General features: G+C 62.0%; 9 protein-coding genes and 1 pseudogene. 1 reads left to right on the top strand and 9 read right to left on the bottom strand.

Going from position 1 to position 17,322, the window contains the following annotated elements:
* Positions 1 to 317: 317 nt before the first annotated feature.
* Positions 318 to 1,067 carry a hypothetical protein gene (locus JQS30_RS15830; protein ID WP_213171204.1) on the bottom strand — a complete coding sequence of 250 codons (750 nt, stop codon included), beginning with the start codon at positions 1,065 to 1,067 and terminating at the stop codon, positions 318 to 320.
* A gap of 636 nt (positions 1,068 to 1,703) precedes the next feature.
* Between JQS30_RS15830 and JQS30_RS15835 the strand changes: the two genes are divergently transcribed.
* A complete protein-coding gene (locus tag JQS30_RS15835) occupies positions 1,704 to 2,948 on the top strand; it encodes an acyl-CoA dehydrogenase family protein (protein ID WP_213171205.1) in 1,245 nt (414 codons plus the stop codon).
* 539 nt (positions 2,949 to 3,487) lie between these two features.
* Here JQS30_RS15835 and JQS30_RS15840 read toward each other — a convergent pair.
* The 8 genes and pseudogenes from JQS30_RS15840 to JQS30_RS15875 form a co-directional block, all read right to left on the bottom strand.
* Positions 3,488 to 4,039 (bottom strand): annotated as a pseudogene (locus tag JQS30_RS15840) (GAF domain-containing protein); the annotation flags it as partial.
* 103 nt (positions 4,040 to 4,142) lie between these two features.
* On the bottom strand, positions 4,143 to 4,853 hold the full coding sequence (locus JQS30_RS15845) for a GTP-binding protein (RefSeq protein ID WP_213171207.1): 711 nt from the start codon (positions 4,851 to 4,853) through the stop codon (positions 4,143 to 4,145).
* Positions 4,831 to 5,202, bottom strand: coding sequence for a DUF742 domain-containing protein (locus tag JQS30_RS15850; protein WP_213171208.1), 372 nt, complete (start codon positions 5,200 to 5,202; stop codon positions 4,831 to 4,833). Before JQS30_RS15850 ends, JQS30_RS15845 begins: the two co-directional genes overlap by 23 nt.
* A gap of 2 nt (positions 5,203 to 5,204) precedes the next feature.
* Complete coding sequence (locus tag JQS30_RS15855) at positions 5,205 to 5,639, bottom strand: roadblock/LC7 domain-containing protein (protein ID WP_213171209.1); 435 nt, start codon at positions 5,637 to 5,639, stop codon at positions 5,205 to 5,207.
* A 151-nt stretch (positions 5,640 to 5,790) separates the two neighbouring features.
* Positions 5,791 to 7,905 (bottom strand): sensor histidine kinase, encoded by a 2,115-nt coding sequence (locus JQS30_RS15860; protein WP_213171210.1) that lies wholly within the window; start codon positions 7,903 to 7,905, stop codon positions 5,791 to 5,793.
* A gap of 666 nt (positions 7,906 to 8,571) precedes the next feature.
* Positions 8,572 to 13,587: a DNA repair ATPase gene (locus JQS30_RS15865; protein WP_213171211.1), complete on the bottom strand. Its 5,016-nt coding sequence runs from the start codon at positions 13,585 to 13,587 to the stop codon at positions 8,572 to 8,574.
* A gap of 222 nt (positions 13,588 to 13,809) precedes the next feature.
* The gene (locus tag JQS30_RS15870) at positions 13,810 to 15,789 is read right to left on the bottom strand and encodes an SPFH domain-containing protein (RefSeq protein WP_213171212.1); all 1,980 of its coding nucleotides are present in this window, start codon (positions 15,787 to 15,789) and stop codon (positions 13,810 to 13,812) included.
* A 448-nt stretch (positions 15,790 to 16,237) separates the two neighbouring features.
* Positions 16,238 to 16,876, bottom strand: coding sequence for an OB-fold-containig protein (locus JQS30_RS15875; protein WP_213171213.1), 639 nt, complete (start codon positions 16,874 to 16,876; stop codon positions 16,238 to 16,240).
* Positions 16,877 to 17,322 lie beyond the last annotated feature (446 nt).

Here is a 17,322-nt window from a genome sequence, read left to right on the forward strand (position 1 = left end):
TTCGTCACGTATCGCGCGCCGACTAATCCAACCAGGTGCGTCGCTTCCGCCAAAGATTCCGAAAGCCGCCGCCAACAGACGCAAACCCCATAGTTATCCACAAGCGCCATATCGTTACTTGACGCTCAAACAGGACTTTTGAGACGCTGGAATTGGGGGTCCCCTGGGTGAAGAATCTTCACGTCTTGACGTTGTCGCAGTTCATTACCTCAGCCGCCAATCAGGCATAGAAAAATCGGCCCTGGCGCACATCCGGCAATCGCGAAAGATCTTCGCCGGGCGCGCGGCCAATGGGCCGATTTAGCAGTTAACGCTAGTTACTTCTTACCAATGCCGAACAGGGCCTTCACCTTGGCGAAGAAACCGGCCTTAGGCTGGTCGACACCGTTGGTCTCAGCGCTGGCCTCCTCGTGAGGCTTCGACTCGTCAACAGCCTTGTCCGAGGCAGCCGCCTTGACGTCGGCCTCCTTCTCGGGCGCAGGCTCAGAGGCAACCTCGGGCTTGGCCTCTTCTTTGACCGCTACCTTCTCAGCCGCTTCGGACTCTGCGGCCGCTTCAGGCTCTGCGGCCGTTTCAGGCTTGGACTCAGCCTTGGACTCAGCCTCAACAGCGTCGGCCTCAGTCTTGGACTCAACCTCGGCGTCTTGCTCCATCGAGGGAGCTTCAGCCTGCTCGGGAATGGCAGCCGACTCGGTGTCGCCCTCAGCAGCCTTGGACTCATCACCCTCAGCCGCGGCGGCTTCGCTCGAAGCCTCCTGGGCAGCCTCTTCAGCCTGGGGGGCGTCCTCCACGACCGGGCCCGCCTCAACTTCGGTGTCGTCGGCCTCGCCCAACAAGTCTTTGAAAGCCGCCAGCCGCATCACTGGCACTCCCTGGTCGGTCGCCTTCTTCAGACGGGGCTCCGAGGGCTTGACAGTCTCATCGACGACCATGTGCGTCACGGTCGTGGTAAATCGGGCCGCAATGGCCACCTCTGCGTGGTCCTCCGCGAGCTGGCGAGCGTGCTCAGCGTCCTTGCCGGACCCCAGAATCAGAACCCTTATCGTCACTTCGGTCTTGGCTGGCACTATCAGCCCTCCTCGTTTAGGAATACAGCGTCTTTTGGGCACATTATTCAGGGCGTTCGCCTGATCGTACCGCTCGACTCCCAGCAGTATGCCAAGCCACCGCCGACTTATCCGCCTGTGCGCACCGGCTCCCACCTACGGTGACACCCCATCAGAGGCCTTCGATCCAATGGGCTCGACCCGAACAACCCACAGAGGCGACTATGTGAGGCAGTCGTGGTGGGCGCCCGGCTGGCCTTGCGCATCGCTGTGACCACTATGGATAAAAGTGGTGGCAATCCAGAGCCGACATCGGCAAACCCCGGCTCGTACTCTAACCACTTCACCAAGATGCGGCCAGAAACGGCACGGGCGCGAATAAGTGGAATGACACACAACACATACACAAAGTAACCGGCCTCCATCCAGACACACACCCCGCGCGGTGACTCGGCTCCCCACAGTTACCGATCGGTACGACACCCTTCACGTGCCCATACGCTCCCGGTTGTTTCATTCCTTTGTGGCCCAACGGTTTTAGGGTATATCGAAGGCGGTCGTTACGGACAATTTTGAGCCTTGCCCTCTTGCTGGCATATTGCTAAAGTCACTGCGAAAAATGATCATGTAATTACCATTTGTAAAGAATGGGGCATCATGTGGAAGCTCTCAAAACCGCCCCTGGCAACCGACCCACCCAGTGGAAGCCAGACTTACGGCTACATCACAACGCAACGACACGAAGAACTCAGGGACCAAGTAAAGGACTTCGCCAAACGAGAAGTACTCCCCCGCGTCAACGACATGGAGCAAAGCCGCTCCGTCCACCACGAACTATCACGGATGATCGCTCGCCAAGGCTGGATCGGCGTCACCATAGACGAAGAGTACGGCGGCATGGGCATGGGCCACGTCGCCAAAACCATCATCATCGAAGAACTCTCCAAGGCCAGTGGAGCAATGGGCGCGATGGCGCAAGCCTCGCAATTGGGCGTAGCCAAGATCATTCACTTTGGCACCAAGAAGCAGAAGAAGCACTGGTTGCCACAGGTCGCCAGCGGTGAGTGTCTGCCCACCATCGCCGTCACCGAAGGCGAATCCGGGGGCCACGTACTGGGCATGAACTGCACGGCGCAACGCGAAGGAAAGGACTACATACTCAACGGACACAAGGTATTCGTCGGCAACAGCCACGTGGGCGATGTACACGGGGTGGTGGCCCGCACCGGCTCCGGGTCCAAGGGACTCACCGCATTCCTCATCGAATCCGACCGCGAAGGCTTCTCGGTGGCCCCACAACAAACCGCCATGGGCCTGCACGGATTCAGCTTTGGGGAACTACTCTTCGAGAACTGTCGGGTACCGGCGAGCAACGTCCTAGGTTCGGTCGGCGAAGGTTTGCCAGTGGCATACTCTTCGAGCGTCCTCTACGGACGAGCCAACCTGACAGCTGTCGCCCTCGGTATTCACCAGGCGATACTGGACGAGACGACCAAGTACGCGGCCGAGCGCGAGCTATACGGCAAGCCCCTACACGAGCTGCCCACCATCAAAAACAAAATTGGTGACATGCAATCACGGCTCATGACCGCCCGGTTGGCCGCCTATCACGCCGTTGACCTTTTGGACCGAGGACTGCGATGCGACGCGGAATTGATCAACGCGAAGTTGATCAACGTCGAGTACGCGCTTGACTCAGCTCGTAACGCCATGGAAATCCACGCCGCTTCCGGCTTGTTCACCGACCGACCGATCGAGCGTTACTTGCGCGACGCGCACCACATCTTCGCCCCGGCCGGGACCTCAGACATCCAGCGGCTCCGACTCGGAGAGATGGCGCTGGGTCAATCCAAAGGCCAATGGTCAGAGCGATTGGCAGACAAGGTACAGATGACACCCTAAAAACAAGCACGGTCTCCCTCACCACCAACCGTGCCAGAGGCAACACCAACAAATGCACGGTGCACCGGCCGCTCAGGTAAAGGCCTCACCGAAAGCCCCCGCTCAACGTTGAGGACCACACCCTTGTGACTGTTCACCCCGTAACCACAATTTCCGCGCTAACAGCGTGACTGGAACCGATCCCCACCCAGTCCCTCCTCCAAAGGACTTGCCAGGCCAGCCCCTCCCATACGCCCCTCACATCAGCCAAGAACCTCGGCTTCGGCCAGTTCCCTAAGCCTCCACCGGGTCACCTCACCGAGCCCCCACAGCCCCGACTCTGTCGTTTCCGACAAAGTCGGGGTTCTTCGTCATTCTGATCCTCAACTGAGGTAGCGGGGTATCTAGCGGCTCTCGTGGGCGCGCGGGTCGGGGTAGCCCGGCTGCGGGTCCTGCTGGTACTGCGCCGGGGCTCCCGCCACAGGCCCACCCTGTTGCGGCGCTGGGGGAGGCGTGTCGTGCTGAGGCCCTTGCTCTTGCTCACGCTCCCGCTGTTCTTGTTCGCGCTTGTGGATCGTCTCCATAACCTCGGCGGCCATCGCCTTGATCGTCTCCAGGCCCGGGCGTCCCCACGGTCGCGGCTCCGTGTCCACTACGCACACCGTTCCCAGAGCCTTCCCATTGTGGTCCAGCAGCGGGGCTCCCAGGTAGGAGCGGATGCCGATCTTGTCGACCACCGGGTTGCCCGCGAAACGCGGATAGTCGCAGACGTCTTCGAGGACCAGCGCCTTCCGGCGCACCACCACATGCGGGCAGTAACCGTGGTCGCGGTCCATATCGCGACCAACCTCGGGGGAATCAGTCGCATCGGGCGCGGCCGCCGCCGGAGAGTCTTCGTCTGGCACGTGCAGGCCCGCGAAGTACTGGCGGTCCTCATCGATGAAATTGACCATCGCGTATGGGGCGCCGGTGATCTCGGCCAGCTTCTTAGCGAATTCGTCGAACTTGCCGTCGGGTTCGTCACCGATGCCCAATTCCCTGAGCCGTTCCACCCGCTCCGGGGCGGCCGGGTCGTGAGGAGTGACGAACATTCTCTCTTCTTCATAGGTCATTGCAGGCTCCAGTCTGTATAGCGAAAGGCGGGCTCGGGTAAGCGACTCAACTCAGCTCGGATGTTCCCGAGCCCGGCTCAAGGCTGCGTTCATGGGTGTTGCCTCAGCCACCGCTCTTGGTCGACAACAGGTGTTTGGTCAGGTCAACCAGCACAGACGTGGCAGAGCGCGGGTCCCGGGCGTCACACAGCACCACTGGTACATGCGGCTTCAGATCCAGCGCGGAGCGCACCTCGTCAGGGTCGTACTGGTAGGAGTTATCGAACTCATTGACGGCCACAATGAATCTGGTATTGCGCCGTTCAAAGAAGTCCAGCGCCGAGAAACAATCTTCTAGCCGTCGCGTGTCGGCGAGTACGACCGCACCCACCGCACCGTCAGACAGTTCGTTCCACATAAACCAGAATCGGTCTTGGCCAGGGGTCCCGAACAGGTACAGCACATGCTGGGCGTCCAGCGTGATGCGTCCGAAGTCCAAAGCCACGGTCGTGGTGTCCTTGTCGCCGACTCCCGTGAGGTCGTCGGTGCCAATACTGGCCGAGGTGAGAACTTCCTCAGTGCTGAGTGGCTCGATCTCGCTCACTGAGGTGACGAACGTGGTTTTACCCACCCCGAACCCTCCGGCGACCAAGAGCTTGATCGCGGTGGGCAAGGTTTGTGTCTCCGGTGCGGGAGGGGGTGCGACTCCGGGCGAGGCCGCTTGGCCGGGCGCGAAGGCCCGGGGAACTCCGGCGGAAGGTACAGCCGCAGCGGCCGTTCCCGCTTCGGGCGCAGCGCCAGCGGTCAAGGGTTCAGAGTCGCCGTTGTAGGCCATTGAGGAGAGCCTCCAGAAGGGATCGGTCGGTCGGATCGGCGAGGGGGTCCGGGGCTTGCGATGTAATTGCGCCACACTCAACCAGGTCAGACAACAAGACTTTGATGACCGCGGCGGGTAGGCGCATATGGGCAGACATCTCGGCGACGGATATGGGGTCGCAACAGAGGGATAGGACCTCAGCATGCTCGGAATCCAGACGAGAGAACGGAACTGTCCCGGTGGTACACACCATGGACAGTAGATCCAACCGGGCAGTGGGAGCGGTACGTCCCTTACTCACGGTATAGGGGCGTACCAAACGTCCAGCGTCCTCGTCGAGCAACAGATCATCGTCGAGTTCACGCATGATTAACCAGCCGCCACACCCGTATTCGGCGACGGTCGGCGCATAGGTGTCGTGAGATAGGGCCGCGCGCTCTTGACCAGGAGGGACATCTCATATCCCAGGACCCCGGCATCGGCTTCACGGTCGGCCACGACCGCGAGGACGGCCCCGGAACCGGCGGCGGATACGAACAGAATCTTGTCGTCGAGCTCGGCGACAACTTGACGAACGCCAGAACCAGATCCGAAGTGGACTCCGGCCGAACGAGCCAGTGAGAACAGGCCCGAAGCGATTGCCGACAGGTGATCAGCCCGGTCGTTATCAAGGCCATGGAAGGACTTCTTAAGCCCATCCGAGGACAGCAGCAACGCGCTGCAGGTGTGCGGAACTCGTTCGACCAGATTCGACAACAACCATCCAAGGTCGGATGGCTGGCCCTGTGACTCTTCGCTCAACATGTGGTCAGCCTCTTTCTAATAAGGAGGATCGTAGGGTGTCGCTCCGGCTGACCGAGGTTTCTCTCGGCCAGCCCTCGCATAGGTCGGGCGATCCGTGGAGACAGCCGTGCGCGAGCTACTGCCCACAGTGGTGCCGCCTCCGCGATTCACCTCAGCCTCCAGGGAGTTCGCTACGGGGATCAGGGTCGTCCGTGAGGGAATCGGCCCGGTTAACGCCCTGCTGGAAGGACATCATCAGGTTTGGGTTGTGGTCGGAGTCGGCATCGGTCACCGACTGCGGCGCGTCGCGCAGCTGCGGCGCCAGGTGGGTTTGAGCTCGCCGCTGGGGAAGCTGGGGACGATTCTCCGAGGGCTGCCGGTTGGGCTGAGGCGCGGACAGTGAGGGCCAACTGTCGGTCGCGGTCTGGCTTTCGCGCCGGTCGTACGGGCCCGCCGGTGGCGTGAGAGGCGCCGGGGCGGCCGGTGGCACCGAGGGCGGGGCCGAATTGTACGGGTCACCGCCAGCCGCACCGGAGTTGTACGGAGCGGGGCTGGAATAGCGCTGTTCGGAGTCGGCCCGCACATCGGGGACGATATTCGGCTGATGACCGGTCCCAGCTGAGGGGGCCGCACGCTGAGCGTGACGCCCACTTGACATTTCCTCGAAACGCTCATTGGCTTGCCAGCCGTAGTCAACCGGCGGTTCGGAGACAGGCGGCGCAGAGGTGGGCCGCGCATTGGCCTGCCCAGCACCCGAGTCGAGCACCGGTGCCCCGTTGTGTGACGAACCGTTCAACGACCGTGGCCCGCCGAAAGCCTGACTCATGTGCGCTGAGGCACTGCGGTCGGCTCCAGCGCTCACCAAGGGGAACTGGGCGGTGTCGTCGGGCCGATTCGCGACCACGGGCATAGCCGAAGTGTTCTCCAACGGCCGTTCGCCTACCGGAGGTTTGCCTCCGCCGGGAATCGGACGCTTTGGAAACTGGGTGGGCTGTTCGCTCTGACGTGGCGGCGCGTTGAGGCGCTTGGGCTCCCGCTTTTCCTCTTCCTCGCCCATCAGGTTCGACGACAACACGATCACCGCTTGGGTGCCGCCGAAGATGTTGGTCTGCAACTGGACGGCCAAGTCGTGGCGACGGGCTAGGGCGGCGACCACATACAGGCCAATGCGGCCATCATTGAGAAGTTCATCGATGCTGACCCCGTCCGGGTCGGCCAGCATGGCGTTGATCTGATCCAGCTGATCCTGTGGCATCCCCAGACCACGGTCTTCAACCTCGATGGCCAAACCAGCGGTGACTCGCTGCGCGCGCAACATGACTTGCGTGTTGGGGGCGGAGAACGCGGTGGCATTTTCGACTAGCTCGGCGACGAGGTGGATGACGTCGGCCACCGCGTGGCCCTTGAGGGTGCCCTCGACGGGACGGACCATCTTGACGCGCGCGTAATGTTCCACCTCTGCCACAGCCGAACGCAAGATCTCGTACACGTTCACCGGCCGCGACCACTGACGGCGCGAGACCGCGCCGCCCAAGACGGCGAGGTTCTCGGCGTGGCGGCGGATGCGGGTGGCAAGGTGGTCGACCGCGAACAAACCCTTGAGCAGGTCTGGGTCCTCCACTTGCGCTTCCAGCTCATCTAGCAGCTGAATTTCACGGTGTACCAAGGATTGCAGGCGGCGGGCCAGGTTGACGAAGACTCCGACGCGCTGGTCTCCATCCTGGACCACTGGCGGTGACGGTTCTAGGAAGTTGTCCTCCTCCAGCGAGGCCACACCTGCGGCAATCGCCGCCGCGCAGTGTCGCAGGTGTTCGATATCGCGCGATAGCCGCTCGAAGTCTCTGCCGCCGGAGGGGAAGGCCTCACTATTGGGGACCGGCATCGCCGGCAGCGCCACCTTCGGGTGTTGCTGGCGCATCTGCTCGCCCAAGTGCCACAGTTCAAGGTGGGTTTGGGTGGTGGAGCGGCGCAGGGCCGCGATGGTCTGACGCACCGACGTCGCGGCCTTGAGCGCGTTGTTGGCCGCCAGGAACGTGATGACGCCTGCGATCAGTAGCGCTGCCAGGAGTACCAACGCAGTCAGCTCGCCTGTGAGGCCAAATGCGTCCTGCTGCATGAAGATCACAACGGCCGCGCCTATGACCGTCATGGAGGCCGCTGGAACGATTGCTGTCCACAAGAGATTCTTTTTCAACCCGTCAAGCGGGTGAACATGGCCGGTCGCCTCGCCTGTCGGCGGCTCACCTTGCCACGTTGCTTGGTGTGCGGTGGGGGGAATATCAGACATCAGCATCCTCGGCCTATAGGCCAATCGACGACACAGCACAAAACGTTATCGATACGTCCACGCAGGTGACCGTAAACAGGCACAATCGGCCCACCAACGCCTCAAGCGGGATAATATCAGCAATCTTAGTAAAACTAACGTTCCATCCCGAGCCAAGGTTACGGGCAAAAATGAATTTAACTCGGCTGGTTCCCCTTCGGCCCCAAAGTCTTCCGTCCTACTTCGCAGTAGTCGAGTAGACTGAGATCAGAACCACAGTCCGAGGTGCGGAAAAAGCAGAGGAAACCGGTTGCCCCACCACGGAGTCGTGCCGCCGAGTCTTCGCCGCCCCACTCTCGGCCACAGCAGCGCATTAGTCATTTCTCCAACTTTTTAGCCCACGATGCGCATTCACGCAACCCCCATTCGCCAACATGCCTGGTGAATCGCGCTGTCAATCATCGGACAGTAACCCGGCGATGTCCGCACATGTCGAGGCGGGCCACAGCCACTGAAGAAGAGCGGAAAGACACTCTCCACGCCGCCTTAGCCAATTACCATTCGGCCCCGAGGCGGCAAAGAGACGAAAACACCGATCGGGGAAGTGGTCGCGGTAATGCGACCACTTCCCCGATCGGTATTCGAATAACAATCTAAAGAGTACTGTCCATTCAAAACAATGGCGCGTTATTCGCCGCTTCCCACCTGCGGAAGAGCCCGAGCGACCGCTGCCGAGGCAGTAGCCTCACTACCCAAACTAGAATCCCGACGACCGTCCAAACTCGACGCGATATCGGCCACGCGATCGGTCAGCAGACCCAATGCCCCCACGGCCCTGGCCATCGGGTCATCGTCGGAACCTCCCAGAGCCGCGTTGCGAAGGTAGGACTGCTTAACGTCAGCCCATCGCGCCGCTTGCTCCTCGGTGAGACGACCGCGCAACTGCGCCAGCTTCAACAAATTCGCCTCCGCGCCCGCTGCCAGTGACTGTGCCTCCCCCACATAGTGATCGTCGATGACGGCTTCGAGTTCTTCATCGTTCATGACCGGCACGACGCGCTCAGCCAAACGCCCCATGTTGCGGTAGGACCCCTGGAGCAAGAACGGCGGTTCCACTCGCGCCGAGTCGTCGGTGGCCGCCGAGGAGATATAGGCCTGGTTGACCGCCAGCACGGTCTTTTGAATGTGTAGCAGCTTGCGCAACACCGATGTGATCTGATCCAGTTCCCCAGCCGAGTACGGATGTGACAACTGCTCGGGGTTGGCCGTGGGGTCTGCTTGCGCAAGCCGCACCAACAGCCGCACGTCATTGCGGTCACGGCCAGCCAGGGGCGCGAGCACTGGGTTCGACGTCAACGAGTTCTCGATATAGGACAGGGCGAAGACCTCTTCGCGGCCCGACAGCACATCGCCCAGGTTCCACGTGTCGGCCCGGTTGGCCAACATGTCGGGAATACGGAAGCGCTGGCCCGCCTCGGTGTAGGGGTTACCGGCCATGCAGACGGCAAAACGCTTGCCGCGCAGGTCATAGGTGCGGGTGCGCCCCTGCCACACGCCTTCCATGCGCCGCTGCCCGTCGCATAGAGAGATGAATTTCTGAAGCAGCTCCGCGTTGGTGTGCTGGATGTCGTCCAGATACAGCAGCACGTTATTGCCGCATTCGAGCGCGAAGTTGATTTTCTCCACTTCCTGGCGAGCCGTGGCGTTGGGCGCGTCGTCGGGGTCGACCGAGACCGTGTCATAGCCCAGCGACGGCCCGTTGATCTTCACCAGCAACATGCCCAATCGGGCCGCCACATACTCCATGAGCGTGGTCTTTCCATAACCCGGAGGTGAAATGAGCATGAGCATTCCGGATTGATCGGTGCGCCGGGAGTCTCCGGCTCCACCGATTTGTTTGGTGAGGTTGGAGCCGATGAGCGGCAGATAGACCTCGTCAATGAGCTGGTTGCGCACGAAGCCGCTCATGACGCGCGGGTGGTATTCCTCCACCCGCAGCGCCCGCCGTTGTTTGGCGACCAGTTGACCGCGCAGCTCATGGTAGCGGCGGAATCCAGGCACGGTATGGCGGCGGAAGTGCCCGGTGCGGGCCAAAAACTCGTCGAGGCGAATGGCCACTGTGCGGTCACTGATGCGCGGATGCGTGCCCAGCAGGCCAGTGACCTCGCCGGTCAGGTCTGAGGCGATGTCGTAGCCGTTTTCGTCGGTCAAGAGCAAGGCGATGGCCTCAGGCAGGTCCTGTTCGTCAAAGTCCTCCTTGTCGGCGTGCTGAGAGAGGAAGGACTGCAACCACACCTCCGCCAGCGTCCACTGTGAACTAAGATCGCCTTGGATGGCCTGTAGGTCATCGGCCAGCGCGGTGCGCGACGCCGAGCCGATGTGGCGATGGAAGGCGGCGACAAGATCGGTGGCGCGGGCGGAGGTGGCGAAACCCTCATCGTCGGCGGCCAGCTCCTCGGCCAGGTATTCCCCGGCCAGGTCCGCGTCCACGTCGATGGGGAGCCGGACCTGGTCGGCCCAGGTGGCGAAACGACGCCCCAGCGTTGCCTGAAGCTGGGCGAGCGCATCGGTGCGGCCGAAGAGTTCGCGTACCCGGCCCAGTGACTTCGCTTGGGTAGCAAACGCGGCGGCCTCCTCGGCGGGCAAGTCGAAAGCCCACCACAGGCGAACGGCGGCGCGTTCGCCGGCGCGGTAGCGCAGCATCCCGGCGGCCGCGTAGAGGTGGATGAGCTGTTCGAGGATCAGGGCCGCGTCGGTGTCGTGGACGCCGCGTTCATAGCCTTCGTCGTAGCGTTGAGAAGCCGCCTCGGACACGATGTGGTTGAGGTTTTCCTCGGCCAGCAACGAGCGGGCTCCGCGTTCGGTCAGTAGCGACGCGGCCAGGTGTTCGGCGCGGTAGACGGTCGCGTTTTCGCTGGGGAGGGTTTGGGCCCAGAATTCGGCTGTGGCGTTGAATTCCTCATCGTCTACCCGTTGGCGAAAGTCCGTCCCCGTCAAGGAGAAAGCCAGCGCCTCGCCTTGGGGCACCAGTGTGAGGTCGAGTGGCTGCGAGTTGACCGGTAGCGCGTACTCGCCGAAGCGAATCGAGTCGCCGTCATAGAGGTCCAGTTGGTCTTGGAGGGCCCGTCCGGCCTCTTGCCGAGCCGCGGCGATGCGGCCTTCGATCTCCTCGGCCCGCACGACGTCGTCCAGGTCGCGCAGTTCACCGGCGACCCGACGCAGCCGGTCGACCATGGGGTCAGTCGCGAAATAGGTGTTGACCTCGTCGAGCGAGGACAGGTTGGAGACGCGCCGGGAGACGGCCTCCAAGATGCGGTCGGCCGAGCCAGCCAGGTTCTCGGCCCGGCGGGCGGCCTCGTCGAGCAAGTTTTGTTTACGGGAGGAGAACGCCTCATAGATGTCGGAGCGTTTCTCATCCAGTTGGGTGAGGAAGTCATCGAAGTCGGCGAACCGAGTCTCCAAGTTCTCCACAGTGAGCATGAGGCGGCCCAGCTGTTCATCACAAGTCGCCGGAGTGTCGGCGGCCGCTAGCGCGGCGGTGATGGCCTGGCCCAGCAGCCCGTATTCGGCGGCGAACTCGGCGCGTCCCTCGGCTGAGGCCAGTTCGCGGCGACGGGCTTGGAGGCCGGCTCGGGTGCGGTTGACCGAGGCGAGTACCTCGCCGATCTGGCTGAGGATTCCCGTGCGGACGGTGGCGTCGCCAATGTCGAGGTCTGACACGACCTCGGTCAAGGTCTCCAGGCCATGCTGGTGTTCGGCCAGTTCCTCGGTGATCGGCTTGGATTCGGCTACGGAGTCAATCTGGTCGGCGCGACTCGACAGTGCTTCGACCTCGGTGAAGTAGGGGGTGAAGGCGTCGTCGCGTCGCAGGAAGGCGATGGCGCGACGGGCGGCGGACTCCAGGCCTTCGGTGACGTCGGTTTGCAGTTGTTCGACCCGTTCCACGTCGATGTATCGGGTGTCGCGCAACGTCACCAGGTGGCCTTGGGCTCGGCGTAGCTCGGTGAGTTGTTCGACCCAGGCGGTGGCCGACTTGGGGGCTTCGCCTCGGGCCCGGCGCAGGAGGGTGACCGTGTCCTTCTCGGTCTGCGCCAGCGCGGTGCGGGCGTTGGCGGACAGTTCGGCGACGGTGGCGTACTCGTCTAGTACCTGTTCGGCTGTGGCGCGCACGGCTTTGAGCGACTGATCCAGTTGGCCTAGGCCCTCATCGGCCAGCCACGGGAAATCGTCCAGGGCGCGCGTGGCCGCGGAAATCATGGTTTCGAAAACGGCTTGGGCGTGCTTGGAGCCACCGGCGTTGGCGCCCTCGTCGGCTCGGATCATGCGGGCCACCGACAAGGCGTCGGAGATGGCGCGCACGAGGTCGGAGTTTCCCACGCGCTCTAGTGGGCCGTCGCCGACTTCCTGGCTGGCCGCGAAGGTGTCGGAGACGAAAGGTGTCTGCCACACCTGCATCGGATGCACCCGGGTGGCTTCTCCGGCGTCGGAGCGGAAAGCGGCCATCGAGCCGTCGTCGAACAGGGCGAAACCGTGGCACGAGAGCGGGGCCGAGACCTCCTTGCGGATCACGTTGTACGGCAGGAGAAGGGTGCGGCCCTCGTGGCGTGAATAGAACACGTACAGGAAGTCCTCACCGTTGGGTGAGCGGATCAGACGTTTGAATCGCAGCCCGTCGGTGGGGGTGTCGAACGTTTTCAGTTCGCCCTCGGCCAAGTAGTAGCCGCCGGGGAAGATGATGCCGTGGTCTTCGGGCAGGGTCCGGCAGGCGGCACCGATGTTGTCTGCTCGGCGAATGTCCCCGGTGATCGTGTTGTACACGAAGTAGCGGGTGGTCTTCTCGTTATAGGGCAGGATTTTCAACAACAGCAACGCGCCGACTCGCGCCCAAGCTATGTCGGCGTCGGCCAGGGACTGTAGCTTCTCCTCGACCTGTTCGGAGTAGATTCCCTCGCCGGAGTCGGTGTTGTCCTCGACTTTGATCGTCAGGTCGCCGCCGACGCACTCCACGAACAGCTCATCGTCGATCGACACATGCGGGTGGCGGCCCGTGACATGGTCCTCCCTGCCCGTCTGCACCCACTCGAAGTCGTAAGTGTCAGGCCAAGTCTGGTCGCGTTCGCCGTAGTTGTCCAGGTACTCAGCTGTGCCGTCGGCGTCGATATTCCAGCGCAACACCCGCTGGTCGTCAATGGTGTCACCGGTTTGGAACACCGCCAGCAGCCGGTTATCGATCCGGCGGACCTGCAACAGCTCCGTTTGCCGGTAGTAGCGATACATCTCCTCGAAGTCGTTGATGAATCGCCGATCATCCAGCAGGTGGCCCTCATCCTCCACGTGCGTGAACTCGAAGTTCTCGCCGTCGCGGTTGAACGTGTGCAGAGTGAACACGTCCGAGACCGAGGTGCTGGTCTTAAGACCCATGTGCACGTTGTAGCCGAAGAGCATCCGGTCCCCCACGTGCACGATGTCGCGTGGCACGCAGTTGTGGGTGGTGCGGATACGGGTGGTGCCCAACAGGCTCATCTCGGTGCCACCGAACGTCGCGATGCGTTCGGCGTTGAGCGCTTCGGCGCGTTTGGTGAGCTGGGTGGCCTGCTCGGTCAACCGGTTATGCAGGACCTCATAGGTTCCGGCATCCAGGTTGCTACTGGAAGACTCTCCGCCGTGGGCGGCGTCGGTGGTCTGTGGGGTCTCTTCGCTCATCGGTTACGGCTCCGGGAGGCAGACGGAATAAAGGTGAATGGACGACGACAAGGCGCACACGGACGGGGCCCACAGCGGTGCCCCACCCGAAGGTGAGGCACCGCCGGATAACTCAGGCTCGCTAATAGTTCTCGTCCAGCCTGATATGTGGACCGGTCGCCGAGATCGGCGCTACGGCGTGGTCGTCGGACGACCGGCCACACTCATACTCTGACAGAACAGTTAGCTCTTCTGCGGCATGCCCGAAATGTCGGCTGCGGGACGGTTGGCGATGCCAAGCCCCTTAGCCTGCTCCAACAGCTGGTACAGCGGTTGCGCGTCGCCTTCTCCAGCGTTGTTGATGAGCTTGACCAGCAACGCCGACACCGAGAGGTTCTTAATGTCCTCGGTCGACACGTTGGCGATGGCCTCGCGGAACATCTCAGAGAAGTCGCTCGAACCGTTCAAGAAACCACCCACGGCCGCGCTGGCCACATCCGAGTGCTTCATGAAGCCGTCGACGGCTTTGCCGTATCCGATCGCGCCGACGACGCGGTCGAAGAACTGCGAGTCTCCGCCCACCAACGAGATGTCGGCGGATTCCAGACCCTTGGCCAGCACCTCGGCCTGTTGGGCGGCGATGTCGCGGCGGGCGTCGATTTCGGCCATCCGCAGGTCGCGGTCGGCTTCCAGACGTAGGCGGTATTCCTCGTGTTCGCGGCTGGCCGCGTCGAGGGCGGCCATGGCGGCGGCCTTTTCGGTGAGACCTTCGGACTCCGAGCGCAGTTTCTCGCGCATCGTCTTGGCTTCGGCCAGACCCGAGGCTTCGATGGCTTCGGCGTCGGCGCGCGCGGCGGCTTCCTTGGCCTTGGCTTCGGCCAGACCGGTCTTTTCGATCGCCACGGCGGTCTGTTCTTGGACCTGAGCCTCGGCCAGTCCCGGGGCGGCGGCTAGCGCCTGGTCACCGTCGGCCTGGCGCTTCTTCGCGGCGGCGTCCATTTCGGCGGCTTGCTGGTCGGCCTCGGCCAGCGTCAGGCGCTCACGCGCCTTGTGCTTCGCGGCGGACTCGGCGGCTTCGGCGGCCTTGATGTCCTTGACGAGGTTCTCTTGCGCCTCGGCTTCGGCGGCGATGACGATGGCGTCGCGGTTTCGCTCGGCCTCTTCGACGGCGCGCAGGCGCTTGATGCTTTCTTCCTGCTCGGCCACGGTCTTTTCCACGGCGATGCGCTCGCGAATGACCTCGGCGATGTCGCGCTTCTCGGCTTCGACTTCCTTGTCTTTGGCGATCGTGGCCAATTCCTGTTCGCGGTCGCGGGCGACCACTTCGAGGATGCGGTCCTTCTCGATGCGTTCGGTCTCCACCGCGATCACACGTTCGCGGTTCTTCGAGGCCACCGCGATTTCGCGCTGCTGGTTCTCGATTTGGATGCCGGTCTGCTCGTCGGTGCGGATGCGGGCGGTCTCGGCCTTGAGCCGCTCTTCGTTTTGCACCTTGGCGACTTCGGCTTCTTCGCGGGCGCGCAGGGTCTCGATCTCGCGCTGCTGGCGAATCTCGGCCTCTTCCTGGCGGCGTTCCAGCTCCAGGATGGTTTCGCGAGCGTCGACGTCTTGGCGCTTGATTTCGCGCTCTTCGTGGCGGCGGTGCTCGTTGGTGGTGATGTTCTCTTTGGTGGTCAGCTCAGTGATCTTGCGAATACCCTGGGCGTCCAGGATGTTCTGCGGATCCAGCTGCGACATCGGAGTTTGTTCGAGGTAGTCGATCGCCGCGTCTTCGAGGCTGTAACCGTTGAGGTCGGTGCCGATGACGTTGATGATGCGGTCGCGGAACTGCTCACGATCGGTGTACAGGTCGGTGAAGTCCAGCTGCTTACCGACGGTCTTGAGGGCCTCGGAGAACTTGGCGTTGAAAAGTTCTTGGAGGGTGTCTTGGTCAGAGGCGCGAGCCGTACCAATCGACTGGGCGACCTTAATGACATCTTCTTGGGTCTTATTGACCCGCACAAAGAATGTGATGCGAATGTCGGCGCGAATATTGTCTTGGCAAATCAACCCGTCATGACCGGTTCGATTGATATCGATGGTCTTCACGGAAATGTCCATGTATTCGGCCTTGTGCACCACTGGGAGCACCAGAGCGGAAGTAAATGACACCCGCACCGACCGCATCTTGCTGACGATAATGGCGCGGCCCTGTTCGACTTTCCGGTATAGACGGAAAACCATCAGGACCCCGCCAAGGATGATGAGCGCAGCGACTACCAGCACAGTTAGCGCAGCAGTAGGCTCGAAACCTAGATCCATAGCGACCTCAGAGTTGCAGTTACAGGGGGAATGCGAGACCAAGCGTGATCTCGACGTCACACGCGAGGCGTGCGACATTGGGCATGTAAGAAGCGAACGATTCGCAATTTCGCCAGTGGGCAGCGCTAGTCATCAACCACAGTTGTGGCGCTTGAACTTCGACGCTGGCATTGCTCAGTTTATATCAGCTGCGCCAACTCGTGTGATCTTCGAATGGGGGCGGGTTTGGTACTGTCATTGGCATTCGATGGCACGCATTGGCATACGGCCAAGACCAGTCATAAAGCTAGGAAATCGCACCCCACAGCCCATAAGTCCCTTATGGATTCTGGTGTTTCGCCACCGGGTGGCACCAACTCAGGTGAATACCTCAGCTGTGGTGAGTTTCAAACGGTACGGCAAGGAACACCTCGCCGGATTCGTCGTAATCGAAGATGACCAGCTTCGACCCCCGGGAGAACTGGTCCTCGTCAAAACTGCCTGGCTCATGGGCTGACCTGCGCACTTGCACAATCGCGCTCGAACCATCCGCCGAGGTCAGCTCCGCCTGGCCGTAATCACCGGTAATCGACTGAGTCTGCACGACGCAAACCTTGCCCACAAAATCCGACCGCGTCTGCACCGGAGCATCCGCGAAAACCCGCTTCAACGGCGCCGACAACACTTTGGTCACAAAAATGCCAATCCCCAACGCCGCGATGAAGATCGCGATCGACACGATGACCCCCGAGGTGCCAGCCACCAGGCTTTGCAGCCACATGGTGCTAGCAATGGAGATCACCCAACCCACCGTGATCCACAGTGACAGGATGACCGTCAACGGAACTTCGCCAAAGCCCAGCGCCCCCAAGCCCGAAGCCCCGTCGGCCTCCGCGTCCTTGTCAATGTCGACTACATCGATATCCATGGCACCGACAACGGCCAACAGCCAATACAAAGCCACCAGGATGAGGCCGAAGCTGAAAATAATTGTGGGGAAACTCAGTGCGATTCCGAGGAAATCATCCATGCTGTGACCTGTTCTGTGGGCCGGGCAAATGGCCAAGGGGTTGGGTGTTTGGGCGATGTGGGCAATGGCTCGGAGCAGCAGCGTCCTCCAGGTCAGCCTACGAGGCGATGCCGTCCGCTTACCGCCGTCAGGGCAGCAATTGACATCGAGCGAGGAGACCCGAATGCGTCTGCGGGACAAACAAAGCCGCGCGTGGGCTAACGCCTTCGCATCACACCGGGCGTCGCCGACCTGGTGGGAATCGACCACGGCGCCGTGCGTGGGCCCACCCGAAGGGCATATTCGCATGGGCGCTTTCACATAGCTTACTTCATTGCAACAGCCGACAAAACCTCCCCGCACGGTCCAAACCGCGCAAATTGCCCGGAACATTGGCAGTTCACCGCGCACAATTTCGCCTGTCGCGCCCCAGATCGCGGTGCGGTAGCGTGAAAGCGACGATGCCT

The organism is Natronoglycomyces albus (assembly GCF_016925535.1).
Taxonomy (GTDB): domain Bacteria; phylum Actinomycetota; class Actinomycetes; order Mycobacteriales; family Micromonosporaceae; genus Natronoglycomyces; species Natronoglycomyces albus.

What these genes read in the sequence shown, in the direction of transcription:
- JQS30_RS15835 (WP_213171205.1), top strand. Translation starts at nt 1,704, where the DNA reads ATGTGGAAGCTCTCAAAACCGCCCCTGGCAACCGACCCACCCAGTGGA.
- JQS30_RS15845 (WP_213171207.1), bottom strand. Translation starts at nt 4,853, where the DNA reads ATGGCCTACAACGGCGACTCTGAACCCTTGACCGCTGGCGCTGCGCCC.
- JQS30_RS15850 (WP_213171208.1), bottom strand. Translation starts at nt 5,202, where the DNA reads ATGCGTGAACTCGACGATGATCTGTTGCTCGACGAGGACGCTGGACGT.
- JQS30_RS15855 (WP_213171209.1), bottom strand. Translation starts at nt 5,639, where the DNA reads ATGTTGAGCGAAGAGTCACAGGGCCAGCCATCCGACCTTGGATGGTTG.
- JQS30_RS15860 (WP_213171210.1), bottom strand. Translation starts at nt 7,905, where the DNA reads ATGTCTGATATTCCCCCCACCGCACACCAAGCAACGTGGCAAGGTGAG.
- JQS30_RS15865 (WP_213171211.1), bottom strand. Translation starts at nt 13,587, where the DNA reads ATGAGCGAAGAGACCCCACAGACCACCGACGCCGCCCACGGCGGAGAG.
- JQS30_RS15870 (WP_213171212.1), bottom strand. Translation starts at nt 15,789, where the DNA reads ATGGTTTTCCGTCTATACCGGAAAGTCGAACAGGGCCGCGCCATTATC.
- JQS30_RS15875 (WP_213171213.1), bottom strand. Translation starts at nt 16,876, where the DNA reads ATGGATGATTTCCTCGGAATCGCACTGAGTTTCCCCACAATTATTTTC.